The organism is Paraflavitalea sp. CAU 1676, from assembly GCF_029223285.1.
Lineage (GTDB): Bacteria > Bacteroidota > Bacteroidia > Chitinophagales > Chitinophagaceae > Paraflavitalea.
In genome coordinates this window covers 78,035-100,860 of record NZ_JARHUJ010000001.1, presented here as the reverse complement: position 1 = coordinate 100,860, position 22,826 = coordinate 78,035, and the positions used below count along the sequence as shown (strand labels likewise).

General features: G+C 50.2%; 20 protein-coding genes. 7 read left to right on the top strand and 13 right to left on the bottom strand.

Features of this window, described 5'->3' with window-relative positions; genetic code table 11:
* Window positions 1-7 precede the first annotated feature (7 nt).
* On the top strand, window positions 8-1,132 hold the full coding sequence (locus P2H89_RS00415) for an endonuclease/exonuclease/phosphatase family protein (protein ID WP_275824486.1): 1,125 nt from the start codon (window positions 8-10) through the stop codon (window positions 1,130-1,132).
* Window positions 1,133-1,278: 146 nt separating this feature from the next.
* Window positions 1,279-2,790, top strand: coding sequence for a cysteine--tRNA ligase (gene cysS, locus P2H89_RS00410; protein WP_275824485.1), 1,512 nt, complete (start codon window positions 1,279-1,281; stop codon window positions 2,788-2,790).
* Between the two features lie 78 nt (window positions 2,791-2,868).
* On the opposite strand, the gene mnmD is transcribed toward cysS, so the two are convergent.
* A complete protein-coding gene (mnmD, locus tag P2H89_RS00405; protein ID WP_275824484.1) occupies window positions 2,869-3,534 on the bottom strand; it encodes a tRNA (5-methylaminomethyl-2-thiouridine)(34)-methyltransferase MnmD in 666 nt (221 codons plus the stop codon).
* Between the two features lie 146 nt (window positions 3,535-3,680).
* On the opposite strand from mnmD, the gene P2H89_RS00400 reads away from it, so the two are divergent.
* Together P2H89_RS00400 and P2H89_RS00395 are read left to right on the top strand one after the other, a co-directional pair.
* Window positions 3,681-4,289 carry a DNA-3-methyladenine glycosylase 2 family protein gene (locus P2H89_RS00400; RefSeq protein ID WP_275824483.1) on the top strand — a complete coding sequence of 203 codons (609 nt, stop codon included), beginning with the start codon at window positions 3,681-3,683 and terminating at the stop codon, window positions 4,287-4,289.
* 330 nt (window positions 4,290-4,619) lie between these two features.
* Window positions 4,620-5,252, top strand: coding sequence for a DUF6266 family protein (locus tag P2H89_RS00395; protein ID WP_275824482.1), 633 nt, complete (start codon window positions 4,620-4,622; stop codon window positions 5,250-5,252).
* Window positions 5,253-5,256: 4 nt separating this feature from the next.
* Here P2H89_RS00395 and P2H89_RS00390 read toward each other — a convergent pair whose 3' ends face one another.
* The 12 genes from P2H89_RS00390 to paaA form a co-directional block, all read right to left on the bottom strand.
* A complete protein-coding gene (locus P2H89_RS00390; protein ID WP_275824481.1) occupies window positions 5,257-5,724 on the bottom strand; it encodes an RDD family protein in 468 nt (155 codons plus the stop codon).
* 194 nt (window positions 5,725-5,918) lie between these two features.
* Window positions 5,919-8,081: a S46 family peptidase gene (locus P2H89_RS00385; protein WP_275824480.1), complete on the bottom strand. Its 2,163-nt coding sequence runs from the start codon at window positions 8,079-8,081 to the stop codon at window positions 5,919-5,921.
* 286 nt (window positions 8,082-8,367) lie between these two features.
* On the bottom strand, window positions 8,368-8,805 hold the full coding sequence (locus tag P2H89_RS00380) for a hypothetical protein (protein WP_275824479.1): 438 nt from the start codon (window positions 8,803-8,805) through the stop codon (window positions 8,368-8,370).
* Window positions 8,806-9,061: 256 nt separating this feature from the next.
* The gene (locus P2H89_RS00375; RefSeq protein ID WP_275824478.1) at window positions 9,062-11,473 is read right to left on the bottom strand and encodes a hypothetical protein; all 2,412 of its coding nucleotides are present in this window, start codon (window positions 11,471-11,473) and stop codon (window positions 9,062-9,064) included.
* Window positions 11,474-11,571: 98 nt separating this feature from the next.
* Window positions 11,572-12,579, bottom strand: a complete 1,008-nt coding sequence (obgE, locus tag P2H89_RS00370; RefSeq protein WP_275824477.1) for a GTPase ObgE — start codon at window positions 12,577-12,579, stop codon at window positions 11,572-11,574.
* 22 nt (window positions 12,580-12,601) lie between these two features.
* Window positions 12,602-13,213 carry a transferase hexapeptide repeat family protein gene (locus P2H89_RS00365; protein WP_275824476.1) on the bottom strand — a complete coding sequence of 204 codons (612 nt, stop codon included), beginning with the start codon at window positions 13,211-13,213 and terminating at the stop codon, window positions 12,602-12,604.
* Between the two features lie 35 nt (window positions 13,214-13,248).
* Complete coding sequence (gene paaI / locus P2H89_RS00360; protein WP_275824475.1) at window positions 13,249-13,707, bottom strand: hydroxyphenylacetyl-CoA thioesterase PaaI; 459 nt, start codon at window positions 13,705-13,707, stop codon at window positions 13,249-13,251.
* A 35-nt stretch (window positions 13,708-13,742) separates the two neighbouring features.
* A complete protein-coding gene (locus P2H89_RS00355; protein WP_275824474.1) occupies window positions 13,743-14,519 on the bottom strand; it encodes an enoyl-CoA hydratase-related protein in 777 nt (258 codons plus the stop codon).
* Window positions 14,520-14,537: 18 nt separating this feature from the next.
* Entirely contained in the window at window positions 14,538-15,044 is a 507-nt protein-coding gene (gene paaD / locus P2H89_RS00350; protein WP_275824473.1) for a 1,2-phenylacetyl-CoA epoxidase subunit PaaD, read from the bottom strand.
* Between the two features lie 25 nt (window positions 15,045-15,069).
* Window positions 15,070-15,849 carry a 1,2-phenylacetyl-CoA epoxidase subunit PaaC gene (gene paaC / locus P2H89_RS00345; protein WP_275824472.1) on the bottom strand — a complete coding sequence of 260 codons (780 nt, stop codon included), beginning with the start codon at window positions 15,847-15,849 and terminating at the stop codon, window positions 15,070-15,072.
* A gap of 61 nt (window positions 15,850-15,910) precedes the next feature.
* Window positions 15,911-16,279 (bottom strand): 1,2-phenylacetyl-CoA epoxidase subunit PaaB, encoded by a 369-nt coding sequence (paaB, locus tag P2H89_RS00340; RefSeq protein WP_275824470.1) that lies wholly within the window; start codon window positions 16,277-16,279, stop codon window positions 15,911-15,913.
* A gap of 22 nt (window positions 16,280-16,301) precedes the next feature.
* Window positions 16,302-17,249, bottom strand: coding sequence for a 1,2-phenylacetyl-CoA epoxidase subunit PaaA (gene paaA / locus P2H89_RS00335; protein WP_275824468.1), 948 nt, complete (start codon window positions 17,247-17,249; stop codon window positions 16,302-16,304).
* Between the two features lie 265 nt (window positions 17,250-17,514).
* On the opposite strand from paaA, the gene P2H89_RS00330 reads away from it, so the two are divergent.
* From P2H89_RS00330 to P2H89_RS00320, 3 genes are all read left to right on the top strand, one after another.
* On the top strand, window positions 17,515-18,126 hold the full coding sequence (locus tag P2H89_RS00330; protein ID WP_275824467.1) for an RNA polymerase sigma-70 factor: 612 nt from the start codon (window positions 17,515-17,517) through the stop codon (window positions 18,124-18,126).
* Between the two features lie 163 nt (window positions 18,127-18,289).
* Window positions 18,290-19,399 (top strand): FecR family protein, encoded by a 1,110-nt coding sequence (locus P2H89_RS00325; RefSeq protein ID WP_275824466.1) that lies wholly within the window; start codon window positions 18,290-18,292, stop codon window positions 19,397-19,399.
* Between the two features lie 239 nt (window positions 19,400-19,638).
* A complete protein-coding gene (locus P2H89_RS00320) occupies window positions 19,639-22,815 on the top strand; it encodes a TonB-dependent receptor (protein ID WP_275824465.1) in 3,177 nt (1,058 codons plus the stop codon).
* Window positions 22,816-22,826: the final 11 nt, after the last annotated feature.

Below are 22,826 nucleotides of genomic sequence, written 5' to 3'. Positions count from 1 at the left end.
TTTAACCATGGCCATCCGAACCATTGCAAAGCGCATATTCATCATTTTTCATATTGGTATAGTAGCATTGTTCCTGCTGTCCTGTGCCAACGCTTTCCTGCATCCTGAAAAATGGTGGTTCTTTGCCATATTGGGCCTGGCGTTCCCCTTTCTGCTGATACTCGTCATCTTATTCCTCTTGTTCTGGACACTGTTCAAATCACGGTGGGCCTTTCTGTCGCTGGCAGCGCTGCTGCTGGGTTATTCGAATATCCGCGCACTCATTGGCCTGCACTCCAGCGAATTCAAAACCGCCAAAGCCGACAAAAGCATCCGTATACTCACCTGGAATGTACGCTGGTTCGATGAGCAGAAGCGCGTCACCAAAGGCGCCTATCCCAGCCGTAAGCAAATGCTCGCCTTTATCAAAGAACAGGATCCCGATATACTTTGCTTTCAGGAATACTTCGAAACGAATAAGGTCAACTACAGCAACCTGAAGGATATTCAGAAAATGAATTATCCCTATCATTATAAAGTGATCGACTATGGACGTAAGGGAGGCCCCCTCGAAGTAGGGGTAGCGATCTTCTCGCGGTTTCCCATTGTCGATAGCATGCGCCTCCGGTATCCCGGTCCGGTGCAGCTACGCGCCGCAGAGAGTCTCATCTCCTGCGATATCGACCTGGGGCCGGAAACCATCCGGGTATACACCACTCACCTGCAGTCGGTCCTTTTCCAAAAAGAAGACTATGAACGTTTGCGTATGATCCGTACTGCCGACGACAGTATGCTGGACGCTTCCAAATCCATCCTCAAAAAACTCCGACAGGGCTACGCATCCCGTGGCAAACAGGTAGATATCGTCCGGGAACTGCTCGACAAAAGCCCTTACCCCGTGATCCTCTGCGGAGATTTCAACGACGTGCCCAATTCATACACCTATTTCCATATCCGGGGCGACCGGCAGGATGCCTTTATCGCAGCCAGTAATGGGATCGGACGGACCTACCGCGATGTGTCGCCCACCCTGCGCATCGATTACATCATGGCCGACAAACGGTTCGACGTTTTGCAATGCAAAAGGTTTCCGGTACCCTATTCGGATCACTACCCGGTACTGGCCGACCTCCAGCTAAAGCCCACTGAATAAAACCCTATATTTGCTTTATGCCGATGTTTTTCCATCCCTCCTGTTGTTTTAGCTGTCCTGTTGTGGCAGGATAAATTTATTTTTGTGTTGGCCATACAGCATTTTCCCAATTTATTTTATTCGTATACTGATATCAACGATTAATTATGAGTGAACTCAAGGTATTCAACTCCTATACGAGGCAAAAAGAAGTGTTTACCCCCATTACGCCCGGTCACGTGGGTATGTATGTGTGCGGACCTACCGTGAGCGGAGAAAGTCATCTTGGACATGCCCGACCTTATATCACTTTCGATGTGATCTACCGTTACTTCACACACCTTGGCTATAAAGTCCGGTACGTAAGGAACATCACCGATGCGGGGCATTTCGAAGAAGAAGGCAGGGAAGCAGAAGATAAGATCGCCAATAAAGCGGTGCTCGAAAAACTTGAGCCCATGGAGTTGGTTCAAAAATACACCAACCTGTTTCATTGGGCCATGTTGCAATTCAACAACAATGAACCCAGCATTGAACCCACGGCTACCGGCCATATCGTAGAGCAGATCGAGATGATCAAAAAGATCATGGAAGCAGGTTATGCCTATGAAGTAAACGGTTCGGTCTATTTCGATGTTAAGAAATACGCAGAGGGCTACCCATACGGAAAACTAAGCGGACGTGTACTGGATGACCAACTGGAAACGACCCGCGACCTGGAAGGGCAGGATGAAAAAAGGAACAAGCAGGATTTCGCTTTGTGGAAATCGGCCCCACCACAACACATCATGCGCTGGGTGAGCCCCTGGGGCGAAGGGTTTCCCGGCTGGCATATCGAATGCTCGGCCATGAGCACCAAATACCTGGGCACCGAGTTCGACATCCATGGTGGCGGCATGGACCTTCAGTTCCCCCACCACGAAAGCGAGATCGCCCAAAGCACCATCTGCAATAAGCATGTACCGGCCCGCTACTGGCTGCACAACAATATGATCACGGTGAACGGCAAAAAGATGGGCAAGGCTTACAACAACCAGATCAGACTTACTGAAATGTTTGCCGGCACCCACCCGCTGCTGGAGCAAGCCTATAGCCCCATGACCATCCGTTTCTCGATATTGCAAACGCATTACCGCAGTACGCTCGACTTCAGCAACGAAGCGCTAAAAGCTGCCGAGAAAGGATTGAAGCGTTTGTGGGAGGGTTATGAGAACCTTAAAAAGCTGACGTATACCGGCACCCCTTCGGCTAATGGCAGTGCAGGCAGTGATGGAGAAGATACCGATACGAAAGTTAATCGCCTGTTGACGGAGATGGACGAATTTATGAACGACGACTTCAGTACTGCGAAGGTATTGGCGAACCTGTTCGAGATTCTGCCGGTCATCAACTCCATGCGCGATAAGTTGATCCCTGTTACGGCTGTTTCAGAAACCACCTTCAACCGTTTGCAGCAGTATTTCAAGGCCTACCTGGAAGACATCCTGGGCCTGAAGGGCGAAATGGCCAATGAAGATGGAAAGCTGAATGGCGTGCTGGACCTGCTGATCGAGATCCGCAAAGATGCACGAGGCAAAAAGGACTTCGCCACGTCTGACAAGATCCGCAACCAGTTGCAGCAATTGGGCATATTGCTCAAGGACGAAAAGGACGGAAGGGTTAGCTATTCATTCGAATAACGAAACAAAAATATCTGGCCAAACGGCGTGCATAGCACGCCGTTTGGCGTTTAAGGACCTACGGAGTTGCCCGTCCTATTATTTTTCAGGAATAGGCCGGTGTGCCCTTACCATTTCACGTTTACCCGGCGGGCCGGGAATCTTCTCCACCACGAAGCCAGCGGCCTGCATGGCCCGCCGTACATCTCCTTTCGAACAATAGGTCACCAATACGCCACCGGGCAACAGCAGGTTGAATAATTGAGCAAAGGCATCTGTTGTCCAAAGTTCGGGTTGTGCACCTGGCGCAAACGCATCGTAATAGATGAGGTGCACCGGTTCAATGGGCGGTAGGTCAAACAGGCTTGTATGGAATTTTACCAGCGTAAACCAGGGAGTGATTGTTGTGGATTGCCCCCAGGGAGAAGTATGCAGTTGATGGAATTCATCTGTCAAATCGGGTCGCTGCAACTGTTCGATATAATTTAACTGATCGGTTATGGCTGGTTCCAGTGGGTAGGCTTCTACTGATTGATAGTGGATCATTTGTTGCTGGCTGGCTGCCTGTATTAAAGTGAGCAAGGCGTTGAGGCCGGTGCCGAAGCCCATTTCAAAAATACGAAGGGTGGTATGCTGGCGCAGCAAGGGAGTTAAACCCGCAGCCAGGAATACGTGTTCTGATTCCTGCACGGCCCCATGCTTCGAATGATAGGTAACCTGCATATCAGGTATCGCAATGGTGGCCGACCCATCTGCGGTTATCATGATCTCCCTTTCGTTCATCCTGCAAAGCTATAAAGCTGCTCTAGTCTTCCCAAAAGATAATAACTTAGGGCACGAACAACGCTAAATGATAACTTCGCTGCATGAACGCCACAACAAATGTTGCTTTGTTTGTACAACCTTAACACATGCTCTACAAAAACCACCTGCTCAAAGACAAACGCCTAAAGAAGTTCATTGAACAGCATGAAGGCTTTACGTTGAAGAAGCGCAGGAACATCTGTATCTATCTCTGCGCGTCCATCATGAGTCAGCAGTTGTCTACCAAGGTGGCCGATGTTATTTACAAACGCTTTCTCAATATCTACGGCGGTAAAGAACCCACGCCGCAACAGATCATCGACACCCCATTCGAAACACTGCGGGGCATCGGCCTCTCTAATGCCAAAGTCAACTACGTTCAAAACGTTGCCCGCTTCACCCTCGAGCAGGGCATGGACCTCAAGACACTCAACAAGATGGAGAATGAAGAGGTGATCACCTACCTCACGCAGATCAAAGGAGTAGGCCGCTGGACCGTCGAAATGCTGCTCATGTTTGCACTGGGCCGTGAAGATGTTTTCTCCGTCGACGACCTCGGTCTGCAAAACGCCATCGCTGCCATTTATAAGCTGGACCGCGAAGACAAAAAGCAGTTCAAAGCCGATCTGCTGAAGATCTCCGCCAAATGGAGTCCCTACCGCACGTATGCCTGCATCCACTTATGGCATTGGAAGGATAACAGCCCTGCAAAATAACCTGCTCTCCGCCGAAAAACTATCAACACATTGCACATAAGGGTTATCGCTAGTTGGCCAGCTTACCCTTGACTACCCTTTCGTGGTAGGTCGCTGAATTTGTTGCCGGATAAGACCAAACCCAAACCATCTTAACATTGCAGAGAGCGTACCTGCACCCATTTTTCCGGCCTATTAAACAGGGATTGAACGCACACCAAGCCCGCACCAAACCCGGACCAAGCCCGGGTATATCCGAATACCTGGCGCGTTTGGACCGGTTTTGTTGCATTTTCATTAAGAGCTTTTTATGCATTTAATTCAGCTTATATTTATAAAAAAACAATACCTATGGCAAAGCTATCTGCAGGCATTAACGGCCCTTTTCGCGGGAAAGTTGGAACCGTTGTCGGCTCCTCCTGGAAGGGTCAACCTTACATGAAAGGACCCAACAAGGAGCGTACAAGCAAAGTGACTAAAAAGGAGAAAGACAATCAGAACAAGTTCGCCAGGACACACCATTGGCTAAAGCCTTTACTTGTTTTTCTCCGGCAGGGATTTAAGGATTATGATTATCCCATTGAAGGCATGAATGCAGCTATGTCGTGGAATTTATTGAATGCTTTCGAGCCCAATGGCCAAACTACGCAGATCAACCCCGCCATTGTTCAGGTCAGCTATGGCGATCTGCCGCTTTCGGAAAATATGACGGTGGAAAAAACAGCACCGGATGAGTTACTGTTTACCTGGGGTAGTGATCCCGTAGATGGAGGCAGCCCTTACGACCAGGTGATGTTGCTGGCTTACGATATCAAAAATGCGGCGGCAAGTTTTAACATCACCGGGCAATTCAGAAGTACGGGTATGGATGTGCTTAAGATCCCCGCCACCAAAGGAAGAACCTATCACGTGTACATGTCTTTCACGGCGGCCGACAGAAGCAGGCAGTCGCACAGCGTGTACATGGGAACCATTAATAGTTAGCTAATTATTTCTTCTTTTCCATCACCACCCTGGTATCTGTCCATTGGTCGTGGAATGGGCTGCCTGCGCATGCCGTAAAATACTCAAGGGGTATCATCCGCATGATGCCCCTTCTAAAGGCATCGCGCCAGCTGAAAGAATCGGTATACTGGTGAACTACCCGGGTACCCGTAATCAGCTTGCCAAGCGTTTTGCCTTTGAACACGCCTTCTACCACGAGCATGTATAATCCGTAAAATACGTGCAGCAATACAAAATCCGAGAAATCGGACATGCTGGCAATTACCTGAAACACCTTACCACCATACGCGGTTAATGCTACAAGGAATACTCCGGAAATAACGATGGCATAAAAACTGAGGAGGTCTATAACATAATTGAGGAACCGTAATTCGGCTTTTGCATCCTGTTGGGATGCCATCTCCTGTTCAATGTCATGCAACAGGTTTTCACTGGCTGCTGGGCGGCTCATGGATTTGGGATTGGTTGGGTTCGAGTTCTGATTCTTCCTCCAAATAACGTAAAAAAGTTGATATATTAAGACGTATCTCTACTTTGTTTTAAGCATTAAGAATATTTACCTAACCGTGCAATAAGAAAACCCTGCAACCGTTGCCGGAAGCAAACGATTGCAGGGTTTGATCCAGATCAAACCTGATCTAAATACTATTTCACCAGTTTCAGTTCCTTGATGATATTGGAAGCGCCGCCCAGCTTATCAATACACCACAATACGTAGCGTACGTCCACACAAATGGTGCGATTATAAACCGGATCGAAAGCGATCTTGTGGCTAAGTGCTTCATAATTACCATCGAAGGCCAGACCAATCAGGTTGCCGTTGGCATCTATGACCGGCGAACCCGAATTACCGCCGGTAATGTCGTTCGTGGTGATGAAGCCTACGACCAGGTCTTTCCGCACGGGATCGGCGTATTGACCATAATCTTTTTTCCTGGCCAGCTCCAACAGCTTCGCAGGCAGGTCGAATTCGTAATCGCCTGGTTTATATTTCTCCAACACGCCCGACAAGGTAGTTACATAGTCGTATTTAACAGCATCGCGTGGCTGGTAGCTTTTTACGTTGCCATAACTTACCCGCATAGTGAAAGTGGCATCGGGATACATCTTCTTCGCTTTCACGGTGTCCATGTTCAGAATGCCCTTCAGGTACAGGCGCCCCAGCTCTGCATTCCTTGCATTGAACTGCTGCGATTGGGGCAGGTATTTGCCCACCCAGTTCTTCACAAATGCCGAAGCCGTCGCATAAGCCGGATCGGCCTGCAATACGGTAGCATCGGGGTTGGTGGCAAATGCCTTCCACTTGCCTTCGTCGAAGATCATGGTGTTATTGAATACATTGGCAGCGAACTTCTTGTAGGTGGCTTCCTCTTTAAGGTCGCCGTAACTGCCTTTCAAACTCTCGTAGAACCCGATGGGGTGTTGACTTTTGTCTACGTCGTTGTAATACATCATCAACACGGTGGCCACGATCTGTTGGTCGGAGGTCTTGTTCTCTTCCTTCAAAAATTCGGTACGGGCTTCCGCCGCAGCGTCCATTGCCTTTTTGATATCGGACGAACTACCTTTCTTCACAATCGCGTTTTCAACTTGCTGCAGGCTGGAGGCAAATGCCAGCAGCGGAGAACCAAATATCCCTTCATTCAGGTACACCTGGTGCTTGCTGTAGGGCCTCCAGGCATCGTAAGCAGCTCCCCAGTCCTTGAAAATAGTCTGGTATTCCGGCTTGCCATTGGCCCAGTCCTGGAATTTCGCTTCAGACGTTTTCTTCTTATCGTAGATATCGTACTTCACCAACTGCTTGGTTTCGCCATCAAAGAATTTCCAATAGTTGGCAATGGAAGCATAGTCCGAAGCAAGCTGCAGCTTGATAGCGGGATCGTTCTTCATTTGCTCGAACATATACTTAAGGCGCATGTCGCGCAACTTCACCAGGGTAGGGTTGCTGATATCTATCTTCTGCTTTACGCCATAAGAAGATTCATACCGGTTGGTACCACCGGGATAGCCGTAGATCATGGCGTAATCCCCATCCTTGATCCCCTTGATCGAAACAGGCAGGGAGTATTTGGGTTTTAAAGGAATATTGCTGGTGGCATAGGCAGCAGGCTGGCCATCGGCCGCCGCATACACCCTGAATACGGAGAAGTCACCAGTATGGCGGGGCCACTCCCAGTTGTCGGTATCGCCGCCGAACTTGCCAATGCTTTCAGCAGGTGCACCCGCCAGGCGGATATCCGTGTAACGCTGGTAAACGAACACCAGGAACTGATTGCCTTTGAACAGCGGACTTACCCGTGCAATGATATTTTTTGCCGCATCAGAATAGCGCTTGTTTACTTCGGCTACTGCTGCATTTACTTTACCGATCCGGTCGGCGCCGGTAGCGTCTTTTGCAGCTTCATCAATCTCTTTGGTCACATCTTCGATCTTCAGCAGAAATTCCACATACATGCCTTCGGAGGGAATTTCTTCGCCCTTGCTTTTCGCATAAAAACCGTCCTTGAGATAATTGTTGGTTACCGAGCTGGCCCGGGCTATCGCATCATAACCACAATGATGGTTGGTGAATATAAGGCCTTCATTACTCACGATCTCGCCGGTACAACCTCCGTTGAATATAATGATCGCATCCTTGATAGACGCTTTGTTGATATGATACAGCTGGTCTTTGGTAAGCTTGAGGCCACGCTTCACCATATCGCTATACACTTGCTGGCCCAACAGCAGCGGCAACCACATGCCTTCATCTGCCATCGACCTGAATACTGAAACCATTAAAGCAATCGCTATAAAGAGCTTCTTCATAAAGGGATATTTTTTAGATGGCAAACGTACTTGAAAATTCTGTAATTGCTAAATACCGTTCGTTAGTTACTTGTTATGTACCTGATACACAGGAATGAAGAAGCTCTATTGTTCGAGGGAGGCGCTTACCGACATGGTACATTGACCGCTTTAGGGTAGTAAGAGGTGGCCCACCTGGGCAAAAGGCAGCGGCTTGCCCGTGCCTCGCGCAATTTCACATTACAGCATAAACAAAAGGATGCTCAACCGCCACAGGCGGCTGAACATCCAGTATGGAAAAGGGCAATTAACCGATTCGTTTAACCACTACCTCTTCGATCACCCGGGTATTGGTATTCACTTCGAACACCTGTGGCTGGCTGCTGCTGGGGCTTTTGATGATGAACTTAAGTCTATCGGACTGACCGTCGGGCAATTGAAACTTCTTATCGAATTTCTTATCGCTGTAGTTATCCTGGTACAACGTAGCCCCATCGCTGTCCTTGATGGTCAGGGAAAATTTTTCGCCCAGGGGGTTATCGTATTGCACCTGGAACACGGCACTGCCCTCCGGATTGCCAATATGCCGCACAGTTGCGGTACTGACGGGCATTACAGGCCCTACAAGCGCTACATTCCTGGTTTGTGCAAAGGAGGCGCCTGAGATCAGGAAAAGGGAGAACCCGGTGATGATAAACTTGTTACGGATGATGTTGGTAATAACATACACGAATTGCTTTTTCATACAAAAGGAATTTAATTGAATGATTAATGGTTGTATGCAAGCAATGCGCTTGAAAAGCAATCTAAGAGGCTGAACAATCAGGTTGGGAAAACAATCATCGAGGCAGAGCGGGAGATTATGTAAGCACAATAAAGATACGGCCTTTTTCGAGGCAAAGCAAATAATACACCGGTTAGGCAGATTAAGATTTTATTACGCGCTGCACCAGGCGTGCACCTGCACGCATTACTGATCTATCAGCCATCCTGATCTGCAACTATTGTTTAACGATCCTTTTTATCAAACTATCGAGCCTGGGATGGTCAAACAATCTGGCATCCATGCGTTTCAGCGTGGTATCGGAGATAAACCAGTTCATGGCATAGGGCACCTCCTTCAGCGTATCGCCCCGAAGCCTGGCCGCACTTTTTTCCGCCGCATCCTTATACAGGTGTACCGGATAATACTCGGCGCCATGGCACACGGAGTCACGATCTACATCACGCAAAAAATTGATCAGTCGCTTGTCGTTGACCGTGGTTTGCATATCGTAGGCGCCCAATACGGTTAAAATGGGCGAGGAGAGGTCGTTCCTGATAGGCGGCACCGTTCCCAGGGGCGCAACACCGACTGGACTGTTCGTTATATGCACTACCACCATTTGTAACTTACTCACGCGCTTTTTGAAGAGCTGGTCCGTAGAAGTATCGGCCTGTATCAACATAGCCCGCATCATTTCCTGTACAACACCGGCTCCCGAATTATCGAAGTAGTCACCATCCACAAAGTAATGTATCAGCAGGCTGTCGTTCTTCTTAACCCGCACCTGCTCCGGCAGCCATTGATCGATGCGGCCCGCCGGACTTACATACGGAAAACGTGCGCCCATAATGGAGGCCGTACTAAGACGCATATCGAGTGTATCATTAAGGATACCCAATACATCGACGCGATTGTTGAAGATCTCTTTGTTCAACCGGATATTCGTAACCACGCCGGGATTGCCATCCTGCATCCGCGTGGTGTTGATACAAAGTATAGGTAGCCGATAGGGCTGATTGTTCAACGCCACCATCTTCGACAGCGGTTCATCCATCCGCGCCCGAAGGGGGTCGCGCACGTTATTAGCCCCCAACTCAATGGTCTCTTCCAGGGCACCGGCCCTATCCGTCAGTTCATCATTGTTGACATGAAATATATACTTGAAGTAATCGGGCCCCAGCATATGCGCCAGCGTATGGGTGAGGAAATCCTTTTTAAGAAATAATCGTGCAGAGCCGAGGAAAGAAACCTCCGTCTCCTTCAGTAGCTTGTTGCGCTCATAAAGCAGGGAAAAGAAAGTCGCAACTCCTACGCCGCCACCCGAAGTGCCCGAGAGGCAAAATACGTGTTGTGAAAAAGGATCGCTGGTGCGTGCTGTGGCATCTTCCAGTTTGCCCAGTACCGAGGCGGTCCAGTAACCCGAGCGGGAGGCGCCTCCGTTGGCCAATACAAAATAGACGGGATAATTGCCCCGGGCGCTATCGATGGCAGCGCCACGGTCACGCACCCAATTCCGCACATAGGTCTGTATATCCTGCCGCTGGCTGAATATGCCTTTTTGCGCAGGCGTTTCTACCGGCTTCGTACGCACATAGTGCGTTTCGGTAGAGCCCAATAGCAATGCAATGAGGAATACGATGAAGTGAAGGTTGATACTGATCTTTACTGATAGGGCCGTGAGGATATTGCCAAAGCCCAACAACACCGCAAAGGCCAACAATACTAATGGGAAAGGTCCCAGTTGCCAGGATATATTGATCGACTGAATAGCCATGATGTAAATGACCAACCCTGCCAGGCCTACCAGGTTGAACCAAAGGAAATAACCTGTTTCTGTACGGGGTATGCGTAGGAAGTCCATCAGCCAGTACATGAAACGCTTCAGTATAAACGGACGGCCCGCAGTTGCTGCGGGCACTACCTTTTTGCGCAGGTTGATGTAAATGAGGAATACGATGTGCAACAGCAGCAATACCCATAACAGCGATAAGATCGATCCTTTCTTATTGCTGATCACCAGTATGGCAGCCAGCAGGAAAACGCCCAGCGCAACATAAAACAGGATACGCGATACACGCAATTGCTTTGACGCAAAGTCTCTCACCATGCCATCCAGGCCCCAGGAAATGATCATCCCCAGCAAGAAGAACCAGGCAGCCTTGGCACCCGGTATGGCATCTACGCCCAGCACGGGCGATTGCAACACCGCCAGTTCGATTGTCAACAGACAGGCAAAACCGAGAATGTGCGGAAATACCTGCAGCCAGACCGGCGGGAGTTCAAAGAACCGCGGATTGCTCCTGTTCAACTCCTTTTGTGAAGCTGACCGGCTCTCTGCTATCTGATCGATCCGGTCTTCCTGTTTGGCTTTTTTAAGGTAAGCCACCACCCTGGCCGAATACCAGGTTACATATATCCAGAATGCAATAGCGATGAAGAAGAAGGCTTTGGCCTGGTGGTTTTCCGTAAAGGCTACGATAATATCCTTGCCCTGGTTGAGGCTCCAGAAACACCACATTGCCAGTACCAGAAAGAGGATACCGGGAAAGAACAACCATAGGGATTTTAATAACCGGGAGATAAACAACAACACCAACGAACACAGGTACCAGGTGGTTCGAACGAACCGCGAGTTGAGGATTGACATAAGACAGGCATTGGTTAGTAGCTACCAAAGCTAATCTAAATCAACGAAAGATGCCGCGGCGTTGAGCCAGCAGCATCTTTCGTTGTGTATATCGATCCTTATACTTTGTTGTTCTCTTCGTTCAATACCTTCCAGAGCAGGTCTTTCAGGCTCTGAATGTTCTTCTGAAGTACCGAGGAGATGAATATGTGGGGAACGCCCTCCGGAAGTTCCTTCCGGACAGCATCTTTGAGTTCATCGTCGAGCATATCGCTCTTACTAACAGCGATGATGAATTGCTTATGCAATAACTCGGGGTTGTATTGTTCCAGTTCGTTGACGAGGATATCAAATTCTTTGCGGTGATCGTTGCTATCGGCCGGTATCAGGAACAGCAAAATGGAGTTCCGTTCGATATGCCGCAGGAAACGATGGCCAAGGCCCTTGCCTTCGGCGGCGCCTTCAATGATACCAGGCAGATCGGCAATACAGAAGCTACGGCCTTCACGGTACTCCACCATGCCGAGGTTGGGCGTGATCGTGGTAAACGCGTAATTGGCGATCTTGGGTTTGGCGGCTGTCATCACCGACAACAAGGTCGATTTGCCAGCATTGGGGAAACCTACCAGCCCTACATCGGCCAATACCTTCAGTTCCAATACCTTCCACGCCTCTTCGCCGGGTTCACCGGGTTGGGCATGTTCGGGTGCCTGATTGGTAGCCGTGGCAAACTCGGCATTACCGAGGCCGCCTCGGCCGCCTTTTATCCATACTACCTCCTGACCGTCTTCCAGTATCTCCACTTCTTTTTCTTCCGTTTCCTCATCGCGGGCGATCGTACCGAGCGGCACGTCGATGATCACGTCTTTACCGTAACGACCGGTGCAGTTGTTACCACTGCCCCCTTCGCCGTCTTCGGCCAGTACGTTCTTATAATAACGAAGGTGTAAAAGCGTCCAAAGGTTTTTGTTGCCACGCAGAATTATGTGGCCGCCCCTACCGCCATTACCCCCGTCGGGACCGGCCTGGGCATTGAATTTAGTACGCATAAAGTGCTTACTACCAGCACCTCCATGTCCACTGCGACAAAATATCCTGATCTGATCTACAAAGTTTGACTTTTCCATTGCGAGGTGCAAAGATAATGTTTTATACCCCTGCTTCCCCCAGGCCCTTTATTTCCTGCCAGGTCTTGTACAATACCTCCTGCGTGGGCCTGTTGGCCGGCACCTCCCGCAGCGGCTCGCAGGGCTCCCAGTCGGCCTGCATTTCGGCCGGCAGTGCCTGGTATAGTTTTGTGCCGGAGGTCTTCCACGATATCATTTCATCGCTCACCTGTTTTACCACCCGGGCTGGGTTGCCCATCAGCAGGCTGCGGGCCGGTATCTTTTCGTTGGCTTTTATGAACGAAAGGGCGCCTACCACACATTCGTCGCCCAAAACCACATTGTCCATGATCACACTGTTCATCCCGATCAAACAGTTTCTGCCTATGATGGCGCCGTGAACTACAGCGCCATGGCCAATATGGGCCCCTTCTTTCAATACTACCGTAATCCCGGGAAACATATGTATGGTACAATTCTCCTGTACATTACAGCCGTCTTCAATGACAATACCTCCCCAGTCGCCGCGGATGGCGGCTCCCGGTCCTACGTATACGTCCCTGCCGATGATCACATTGCCTGTTACGGCCGCCTGGGGATGCACGAATGAAGAGGGATGAACAACCGGAATGAACCCCTTAAAAGAGTAGATCATGGTGAAATGGATTAATGGTAGATGTGTAGCAGATTTTATACTAAACCGGTAGATGGCTCAGCGCTGGCTGGTTGCTCTACCAACGGCCTGCCTGTCCGGAAGCAGGTGCCTTTAAATACGGCCACAGACTGTCCCTGCTGATTGGTTACGCTGATCAGGTACAGCCCCGTACTGCGCCCATTGTGCACTTCTTTTGCTTCAGCCATCAGTACGTCGCCGGGAGAACCGGCTTTCGTAAAGGTAATGGACACATCCAGGGCCATCGAGAGGTTGTTGCGGTTATTGCAGGCGAACGCAAATGCACTATCAGCCAGCGAAAAGGTAACGCCGCCGTGGATAACGCCAAATCCATTCAGCATTTCGTCTCTCAGCGTCATTTGAATACGGCTATAGCCCTCTTTCACTTCCAGCACCTGTATGCCCAGCCATTGGCTGAAGGCATCGTGCTCCATCATCTTTTGAACAACCTGTACGGCCAGTTGATCTGCCTGCATATGATAATCTTGATTGGTAGCTTACTAGTGTGGGATTATTTACCCGTGAACAGGGGTGCTCTTTTCTCCAGGAACGCATTGACGCCTTCCTTGAAGTCGTTGGTGGCAGCAGCTTCCTGTTGCAGCTTATCTTCCAAAGCGAGCTGCTGTTCATAGTTATTGGTAAACGACTGGTTCAATGCCTGCTTGATCAATGCCAGCCCCTGAGTGGGCATCTGCGCCATTTGCTGAGCCAGTTGTAAGGTTGCCGAACCAAATCCTTCGCCAGCAATCACCTTGTAGATCATACCCATGCGCTCGGCATCGGCAGCCGATATTTTATCACCCAGCATCGAAAGCGCCGAGGCTTTTTGCCAACCAATAAGGCGGGGCAGGAAATAGGTGCCGCCACTATCGGGCACGAGCCCCAGCTTCGAAAAGGCCTGGATAAAGGAAGCCGATTCTGATGCAACCACGATATCGCAACACAAGGCGATATTGGCGCCTGCACCGGCCGCCACGCCATTCACCGCCGCCACCACCGGCTTGGGCATCTTGCGTATGCGGTCGATGATGGGATTATAATGTTCACTCAGTATCTGCGTCATCGTGGGGCCATCGGGTGCAATCACTTCGGCCAGGTCCTGCCCGGCACTAAATCCCTTACCCGCGCCGGTAATGTACACACAACGCACTTCCTGGAGCTTGGCACATTCATCCAGCTGTTGTTGCAGCAACAATGCCATATCACGATTGAAGGCATTCAGCTTATCGGGACGATTGAGCGTGATCACCGCCACATTGGCTTCGATTTGAAATAGAACAGACGACATGGATATAGTTTGAAGCTTTTAATGACATTTGAAATAATCGAACGGTTCGTGGCAATCGTTGCATTGATACAACGATTTGCAGGCGGTAGAGCCAAACTCACTCACCAGGCGGGTATGATAAGAGCCGCATTGCGGACAGGCCACGGCTTCGTGCGGGGCAAACAACTCCTGTCTGCATACCTGCTGCACCTGGTTGGGAGGGGCTATGCCATAGGCCAGCAGCTTCTGCCGCCCGGCTTCACTCATCCACCCGGTGGTCCAGGCTGGTGACAATACCTGTTTCACCACCACCTCCTTAAAGCCCTGCTCCAGCAGCAGCATCCTGATTTGCATGCTGATGACATCCATGGCCGGGCACCCGCTGTAAGTAGGCGTGATCGTTACCTCCACGCCATCATCGCCACGCAGCTGCACATCACGTACGATGCCCAGGTCGATCACCGACAGCACAGGCACTTCCGGATCAGTTACCTGCTCCAGCAATGACCATATGGCTGCTACTGATATGTTGATAACGCTGCTCAAATTCAATAGGTTTTATGAACGCCGCTTACCAGGTTGCACCGGGATAAGCACGTTGCAGGTACTGCATTTCGGCCAGCAGGAATCCGAGGTGCTCGGAATGTTTTCCTTCCTTACCGCCCGACTGCATCCAGGTTTTGCCCGCAACAGGCACCGGCAATGTGGCTTCCTGCAATACGGCTGCCACCTGTTCCATCCATCGTTGCTGCAAAGCCGCTACATCGGCACCGATGCCTTCGGCAACGGCGGCCGTTTCATAGCCCGCCGGCATAAAAAATTCGCCGGTATAGCTCCAAAGCATATTCAGCGCTTTCTCCATACGGGCATGACTTTCATCGGTACCGTCGCCCAACCTGATCACCCACTCGCTGCTCCAGCGCACGTGATAAGTTACTTCTTTCAGCGACTTTTCGGCAATGGCAGCCACAGTTTCATCCCTAGATTGGAGCAGGGCATTATACAACAACTGCTGGTAAACGCTGAAAAAGAACTGGCGCATGATGGTTTGTCCCCAATCGCCATTGGGCAGCTCGTTCATCAGGCAGTTCAGATAAGTTCGTTCGCCCCGCAGATAGGCCAGGCTATCTTCTGTGGCATCTCCACCTTCCAGGCTGGCCGCATACTGGTAAAAGCTGCGTGCCTGCCCAATGAGGTCGAGCGATATGTTGGTGATGGCAATATCCTGTTCCAGCACTGGTCCGTGCCCGCACCACTCGCTATTGCGTTGCGATAAAATGAGCGCATTATCGCCCAGGTGCAGGAGGTAGTTTACCAGGTTAGCTGCTTGTGTATTTACAGGTTGATACATGAATGATCGTTACAGATAACAAAATAACCGGCACCGTTGTAAGGCCGGCAATACACATATCCTACATATGCTTCAACTCCTCGGGCAGGTCGTAAAATGTAGGATGCCTGTACACTTTGTCGTTGGCGGGTTCATAGAAGGCGCCGGCATCGTCGGGATTGGAGGCATGGATGTGTTTGCTTTCCACTACCCAGATGCTGATGCCTTCTGAACGGCGGGTATATACATCGCGGGCATTTTCAATGGCCATTTGCGCATCGGCGGCCTGCAGGCTGCCAACATGCTTATGATCGAGGCCTTGCTTGCTGCGTATAAAGACTTCCCACAAGGGCCAGCCGGCTACGTCTTTGACAGTTACGGTGCCGGCACCGCCACCGGTATTTTCTTCCGGAATATCGCCGTAATAATATTTGGTGAGTCGTATGTTCATTGGACTAATTTAAGTTGAATGATCAGGCTACTTGTTGTGCCTGCCGGGCAGCGCGTTTTTCGGCAAAGGCGGCAGCGGCGTCGCGCACCCAGGCGCCTTCGTCCCAGGCTTTGCGCCTTGCCTCGAGTCTTTCTTTGTTGCAGGGCCCATTGCCTTTCACCACATTCCAGAACTCTACCCAATCGATCTCTCCAAAATCATAGTGCCCCTTTGCTGCATTCCATTGGAGCGCAGGATCGGGCAGGGTAACGTTCAGGATCTTCGCCTGTTCTACGATCATATCCACGAACTGCTGACGCAGTTCATCATTGCTTTTGCGTTTGATCTTCCAGGTCATGCTTTGGTCCGAGTGGGTCGATTCGCCGTCCTTGGGTCCAAACATCATCAACGAAGGCCACCACCACCGGTTGATAGCATCCTGGCACATGGCCTTTTGTTCGGGGGTACCTTTCGACAATACCAACAGTATCTCAAAACCCTGGCGCTGGTGAAAGCTTTCTTCCTTACATATGCGTACCATGGCGCGTGCATAGGGACCATACGACGTACGGCACAACATCACCTGGTTGAGAATGGCTGCGCCATCCACCAGCCAACCAATGGCGCCGATATCGGCCCAGGTAAGCGTGGGGTAATTGAAGATAGAGGAGTATTTCGCCTTACCACTGTGCAGGTCTTCGATGGTTTGGTTGCGGGGCGTGCCCAGTGTTTCGACAGCCGAATACAGGTAAAGGCCATGACCGGCTTCGTCCTGCACTTTGGCCAGCAGGATCGCCTTGCGCTTGAGGCTGGGGGCGCGGCTGATCCAGTTGCCTTCGGGCAGCATACCTACGATCTCGCTATGTGCGTGCTGACTGATCTGCCGCACCAATGTTTTGCGGTAAGCATCGGGCATCCAATCTTTGGGTTCGATCTTGATCTCCTGGTCTACTTTACCCTGGAAGATCTTCTCCAGCTCCTGTACAGACATGGTTACATGTTTAAGTATTCCAAAGATAATTATTATTTGCAGTTGAGCTAACGGTTGTTAGCTTATACTTTTGTTGTATTTTGTGCGCTTAAGCAGCAATACATGCTGCGGAGATGTCGATTGTGTAGGATTAAGCAACTGATATACCTTGGTTTTACGGAATTTAGCCAGATGCACCTGTTTTCGCCCTGAGGAAAGGATCACCTGATCTGCCAGGTTTGTGCATCAACCGTAAAACTGGTTTCTTTGTTAACGATTGCCGATTATGGAACATCATCAGGATCATGAGATTGCAAACACGGCGCTTCTACTGCAACGGGTAGAGGCGGGTGACCAGCTTGCATTCCGTGAGCTTTACCACATCTACAATAAACGCCTGCACTACTTCGCTTTTGCGTTGGTGAAGACCAAAGAGGCAGCTGAAGAGATCGTGGAAGATGTATTCATCCGGTTGTGGAACCAGCGTAACTCCATTACTTCCATCAACAACCTGCGCATTTACCTTTATACCGCTACCAAGAACACGGCCCTCAACTACCTGGCCCGAAAAGCCCGGGAAAATATCGTTGAGCCTTTCGACAATATAGATATCGCCCTGCAGGAAACAGGCATTTCGCCCGAGCAGATCATGATCACGGCAGAGACCTATCAAAGGATCCGCCAGGCCGTAGAAGCCCTGCCGCCACGCTGTAAAATGATCTTCAAACTCATCCGAGAAGACGGCCTCCGGTACAAGGAAGTAGCCGAAATATTGAATATCTCGATCAATACCATCGATGCGCAGATGGCCATCGCTATTCAGCGGATCACAGAAGCCGTTCGGAAAGATTTTGAAAAATTCCCCCGCAACAAGTCTTCACTGCCTAAAAAGAATTAGCCTGTCTGGCGTCCGTGTTACTGGTAAAGTGCAGCTGCAGGCTTTCTCCGAGTCAGCAACTTCAAAGTTCTACGACGCTTGATCGCCTCCCCGAAAAAAAGTTAAAATTCTTTTAGTAGATCGGATCAAATCGCTTGTCTTTATTAACAAAGCTTGCCACTTGATGCCGCAACAGCGTATATATGAATTGATTGCCCGTAAGTTATCCGGCGAGGCCACCGAGGCCGAACTGGAAGAACTGCACAGCTATCTCCAGCAACATGGCAGCGACCAGTACCTGTATGAGATCCTTTCGGCCTACTGGCAACAACACCCCGACGAACAGCAGGAACAATTGAGTGAAGAAGAACAAAGGTTTCAACGTATCCTGCAGGCACCAGCCCCCATAGATACTTCAGTTATACCAATGCCGGCTCCCGTACGTACCATCCGCTGGCGACGCTGGATTGGTTACGCTGCCGCCGTGGTAGTGCTCGCAGGAGGATCTTACTTCATATACCGCAACCAGCATACCCGCATTCCACTTGTAAGCTCTACCGATAATCAGCCCATCAGTGAAGTAGTGGCCAACAGAGGCAGCCGCTCCCGGATGGTATTGCCGGATGGCTCGCAGGTATGGCTCAATGCAGGCAGCCGCCTCACTTACCAAAGCAGCTTCAATACGGAACGAAGGGAAGTGAACCTCGAAGGAGAAGCCTTCTTCGACGTTACACACGATGCCAGCCGGCCTTTTATCGTGCATACTTCCGGCATCGACATTAAAGTATTGGGCACGGCCTTCAATGTAAAATCATACGCCTCCGATGCTACCATCGAAGCCACTCTGCTGCGGGGCAGCATAGAAGTGGTGAAAAAGAATGACCCCAATGCGCCTAAAGTAATATTAAGGCCCCACGAGAAACTGGTATTCAACAAAGAAGAGACTACCGCCTCCCTGGCCGCCGATCCGCAACCACCAACACCCGACAGCAACCAGCCCGTGCAACCCGGTATTTCAGTAACCATGTTGCCCGGCAATAAACCCGACAGCATCATCAAGGAAACATCCTGGCTATACAACAAGCTCAATTTCAATGGCGACAGTTTCGATGAACTGGCCATCAAAATGGAGCGCTGGTACGACGTGAAGATCATCATCAACAACGATAAGCTAAAACACAGTCGCCTCAAAGGCAGCTTTCAAACGGAAACCGTGCAAAAGGCATTAGAGTACCTGCAGATCATTGTACCCTTTGAGTACACCATCAATGGTCGGGAGATCATAATAAACTAAACCGCAGCGATCCGTCTGCATGCCCTGTTGGAGCAGCGCATGCAGACCAGCTATACAAAAATAATGGGACCCCGTTGGAGCGGGATCCCGTTAAGGCAGTAACAGAATCCTGGATAAGATCTGGTAAATCGCTCCAGGGTTCTGATTTGATCACCTTAAAGCGTAAATATATGAAAAAAAGTACGCCTCCCGGGAGGAGGTATGCCCATGCCCCATCGCTCTTTAAACTGTTCGTGATTATGAAGATGACACTCTTCCTCATTGTGCTCAGTGTTTGTCATGTACAGGCCAATGTGTATGGACAGGGAAACATCACCTTGAACCTGCAACAGACATCCATTGACAAAGTTTTGAACCGGATCGAGAAGACCGCTGAATTCCGGTTCCTGTACAACTACGACCTCAAAGCATTGAAGCAGAAGGTTACGGTAGACGTGAAAAAAGCCAGCATCCGCGAAACGCTCGATAAGATCCTGTCCAATACCGACCTCACTTACAAGTTGCTGGACAATAACCTGATTGCGATCGTATCACGAACCAACGAGCGGCAGGATATCCGTGTTACAGGTAAAGTAACCGGGCCCAACAATGAACCGCTGTTTGGCGTATCGGTGCAGGTAAAAGGCACCGCCGCCGGTACTTCTACCAACAATGCCGGTGAGTACAGTATCACGGCCGATGAAAAAGCAACGCTGAAATTTACTTACATCGGCTACCTCGACAAAGAAGTGGCCGTGAACGCCCAAAACGTGGTGAACGTTGAGCTCGCTCCTTCCGACCAACCGCTCGACCAGGTGGTGGTGGTGGGTTATGGCAGTCAGCGTAAAAAGGATATTACCGGTGCTGTATCGACCATTAAAGCCTCCGACTTCGAGAACCGGCCAATCGTCAGTGCCGCTGCCGGCCTGCAGGGTCAGGCTGCCGGGGTGAACGTGTTTGCTTCTTCCGGTAAGCCAGGCTGGGGACTCACCGTTAGCGTGCGGGGTAATACTTCCCTCTCCGCCAAAAATGATCCATTATACGTTGTAGATGGAGTCATCGTGCCTTCCATCGACTTCATTAACCCTTCCGATATCGAGAGCTTCTCGGTATTGAAAGATGCTTCTTCCGCCGCCATCTATGGCGCGAGTGGCGCCAATGGGGTGGTACTCGTAACAACCAAGAAAGGAGCATCGGGTAAAACCAAATTAACCGTGAACGCCTATACGGGCTTCTCTACATTCGCTAAGCGGATCGATGTGCTCGATCGTGATCAGTACCTTGACCTCATTAAGTCGATGGGTTACACCGATCCCAACAACAACAACACCGACTGGCAGGATGTAGCCTTCCATACCGGCAAAGAACAAAATATACAGGTGGCAGCATCCGGAGGCACTGCAGGCAATCGCTATTACATTTCCGGCGGTTATCAAAAGCAACAAGGCGTGGTAGCACCTGCTGATTACGATCGTTACTCAGTACGCGTTAACCTCGATAATAAGGTAAAGGACTGGCTCAATATCGGTACCAATCTCAGTTACCTGAGATCGGAGTTTGTAGACATTACCGATAATGCCGGTGGCGCCCGCGGCGGAACCATCCTCTCCACCCTCAGCTCACCACCCACCTTAGGCATATATAAACCTGATGGTACGTATACCTCCAATGTTAACCAGGGCAGCTGGGAAAACCCCATCGCGATGGCTTACGGCGCCGAACAAAAGAGCGTTGAGAACCGCGTGATCGGCAACATCCTCGCTGACTTCAGGATCACCAGCGGACTGAACTTCCGTTCCAATTTCGGTATCGAATCACAAAGCTCCCGCTGGGACAAGTTCCAGGATCCGTACATGACCGACTATGGCCGCTCTGTAAAAGGAGTTGGTTACACCTCCTCTACCCAACGATTTGTATGGCTATGGGAAAATACTTTGAACTATACCAAGAATTTCGGCGACAATACGCTGGCCGTACTGGTGGGTCATACCATGCAGGAAAGTGATTACAAATACAGCTATGCCGAAGGCAGGGATTTCCCCAATGGCGCCGTTGGCACGTTGAATGCAGCCCGCCTGCGCATCAGCATGCCTACTACGATGTCGCAGTGGAGCAAACGTTCTTACCTGGGCAGGATCAACTATTCGTACAAGGACAAATACCTCTTGCAGACCAATCTTCGCTACGACGGTTCTTCCCGTTTTTCGGAAGATGAGCGTTGGGGGCTCTTCCCCTCCCTATCAGCCGCGTGGCGGATCAGCAATGAAGGTTTCATGGATAACAACCGCGTGTTCAACGATCTTAAATTGCGGGTCGGCTGGGGCCAAACCGGTAATGACGGTATTGGAGATTATGATTATTACGGCATCTTCAACCCCAATGGCGCAGGTGGCTTTACCTTCAGCAACCTGCCCAAAGAAGGACTCACCTGGGAGAAGACCGAACAAACCAACGTAGGTATCGACGCGAGCTTCTTCAACAACCGGCTGAGCGTTACCATCGACGGTTATATCAAAAAGACCAAAGACCTGCTGGTAGCTGTTGAACCACCACCCTCTTCGGGTTATTCGGCCCAAACCTATAACGTAGGTGCCATCGAGAACAAGGGAATAGAGCTTACCGTTAATGCCGTTGCTATCAACAGTAAATCCGTACGCTGGAATATCAATGGTAATATTTCGTTCAACAGAAATAAGATTACCAGCCTGGGTGAATTCAGCAAAAGCATTCCTTATGGCGGTGTCTATGAAAGAGACAATGCGATCCTCGCCATGCCCGGCAAGGCCCTGGGCTCGTTCTATGGTTATGTGGCGGAAGGCGTAGACCCCGCTACTGGTATGATGAAGTATGCCGACCTCGACAAAAGCGGTGGCCTCAGTGACGGCGACCGTACTTTCATCGGATATGCCCAGCCCGATTTCATTTACGGACTTACGAATACCGTCAGCTACAAAAACTTCGAGCTGAATGTATTCTTCCAGGGCATTCAGGGCAACGATGTCTTCAATGCATCGCGCATTGAAACGGAAGGGATGTACGACTCGAAGAACCAAAGCACCAATGTGTTGAGAAGATGGACTTCGGCTGGCCAAACGACCGATATACCTCGTGCCACGGGCGGATCGGCCGGTGCACCAGCGGGATACGACAATAACTACAATAGTATTGTATCATCACGCTTCATCGAAGATGGCTCGTACCTGCGCCTCAAAGCCCTCACCCTGAGCTATAAGTTCAGCAACAACCTGATACAAAAAGCAGGGTTTAGCCGGCTTAACCTGTATGTAACCGGTCAGAACCTGTTTACCATCACGAACTATTCAGGATTCGATCCGGAAGTTAGCCAGAACAACCCCAACGGGCCTGCCATGGGTATCGACTACGGAACGTATCCGCAGTCAAGGACCTTCATTTTTGGCATCAGTGCCGATTTCTAATTTAAACACCT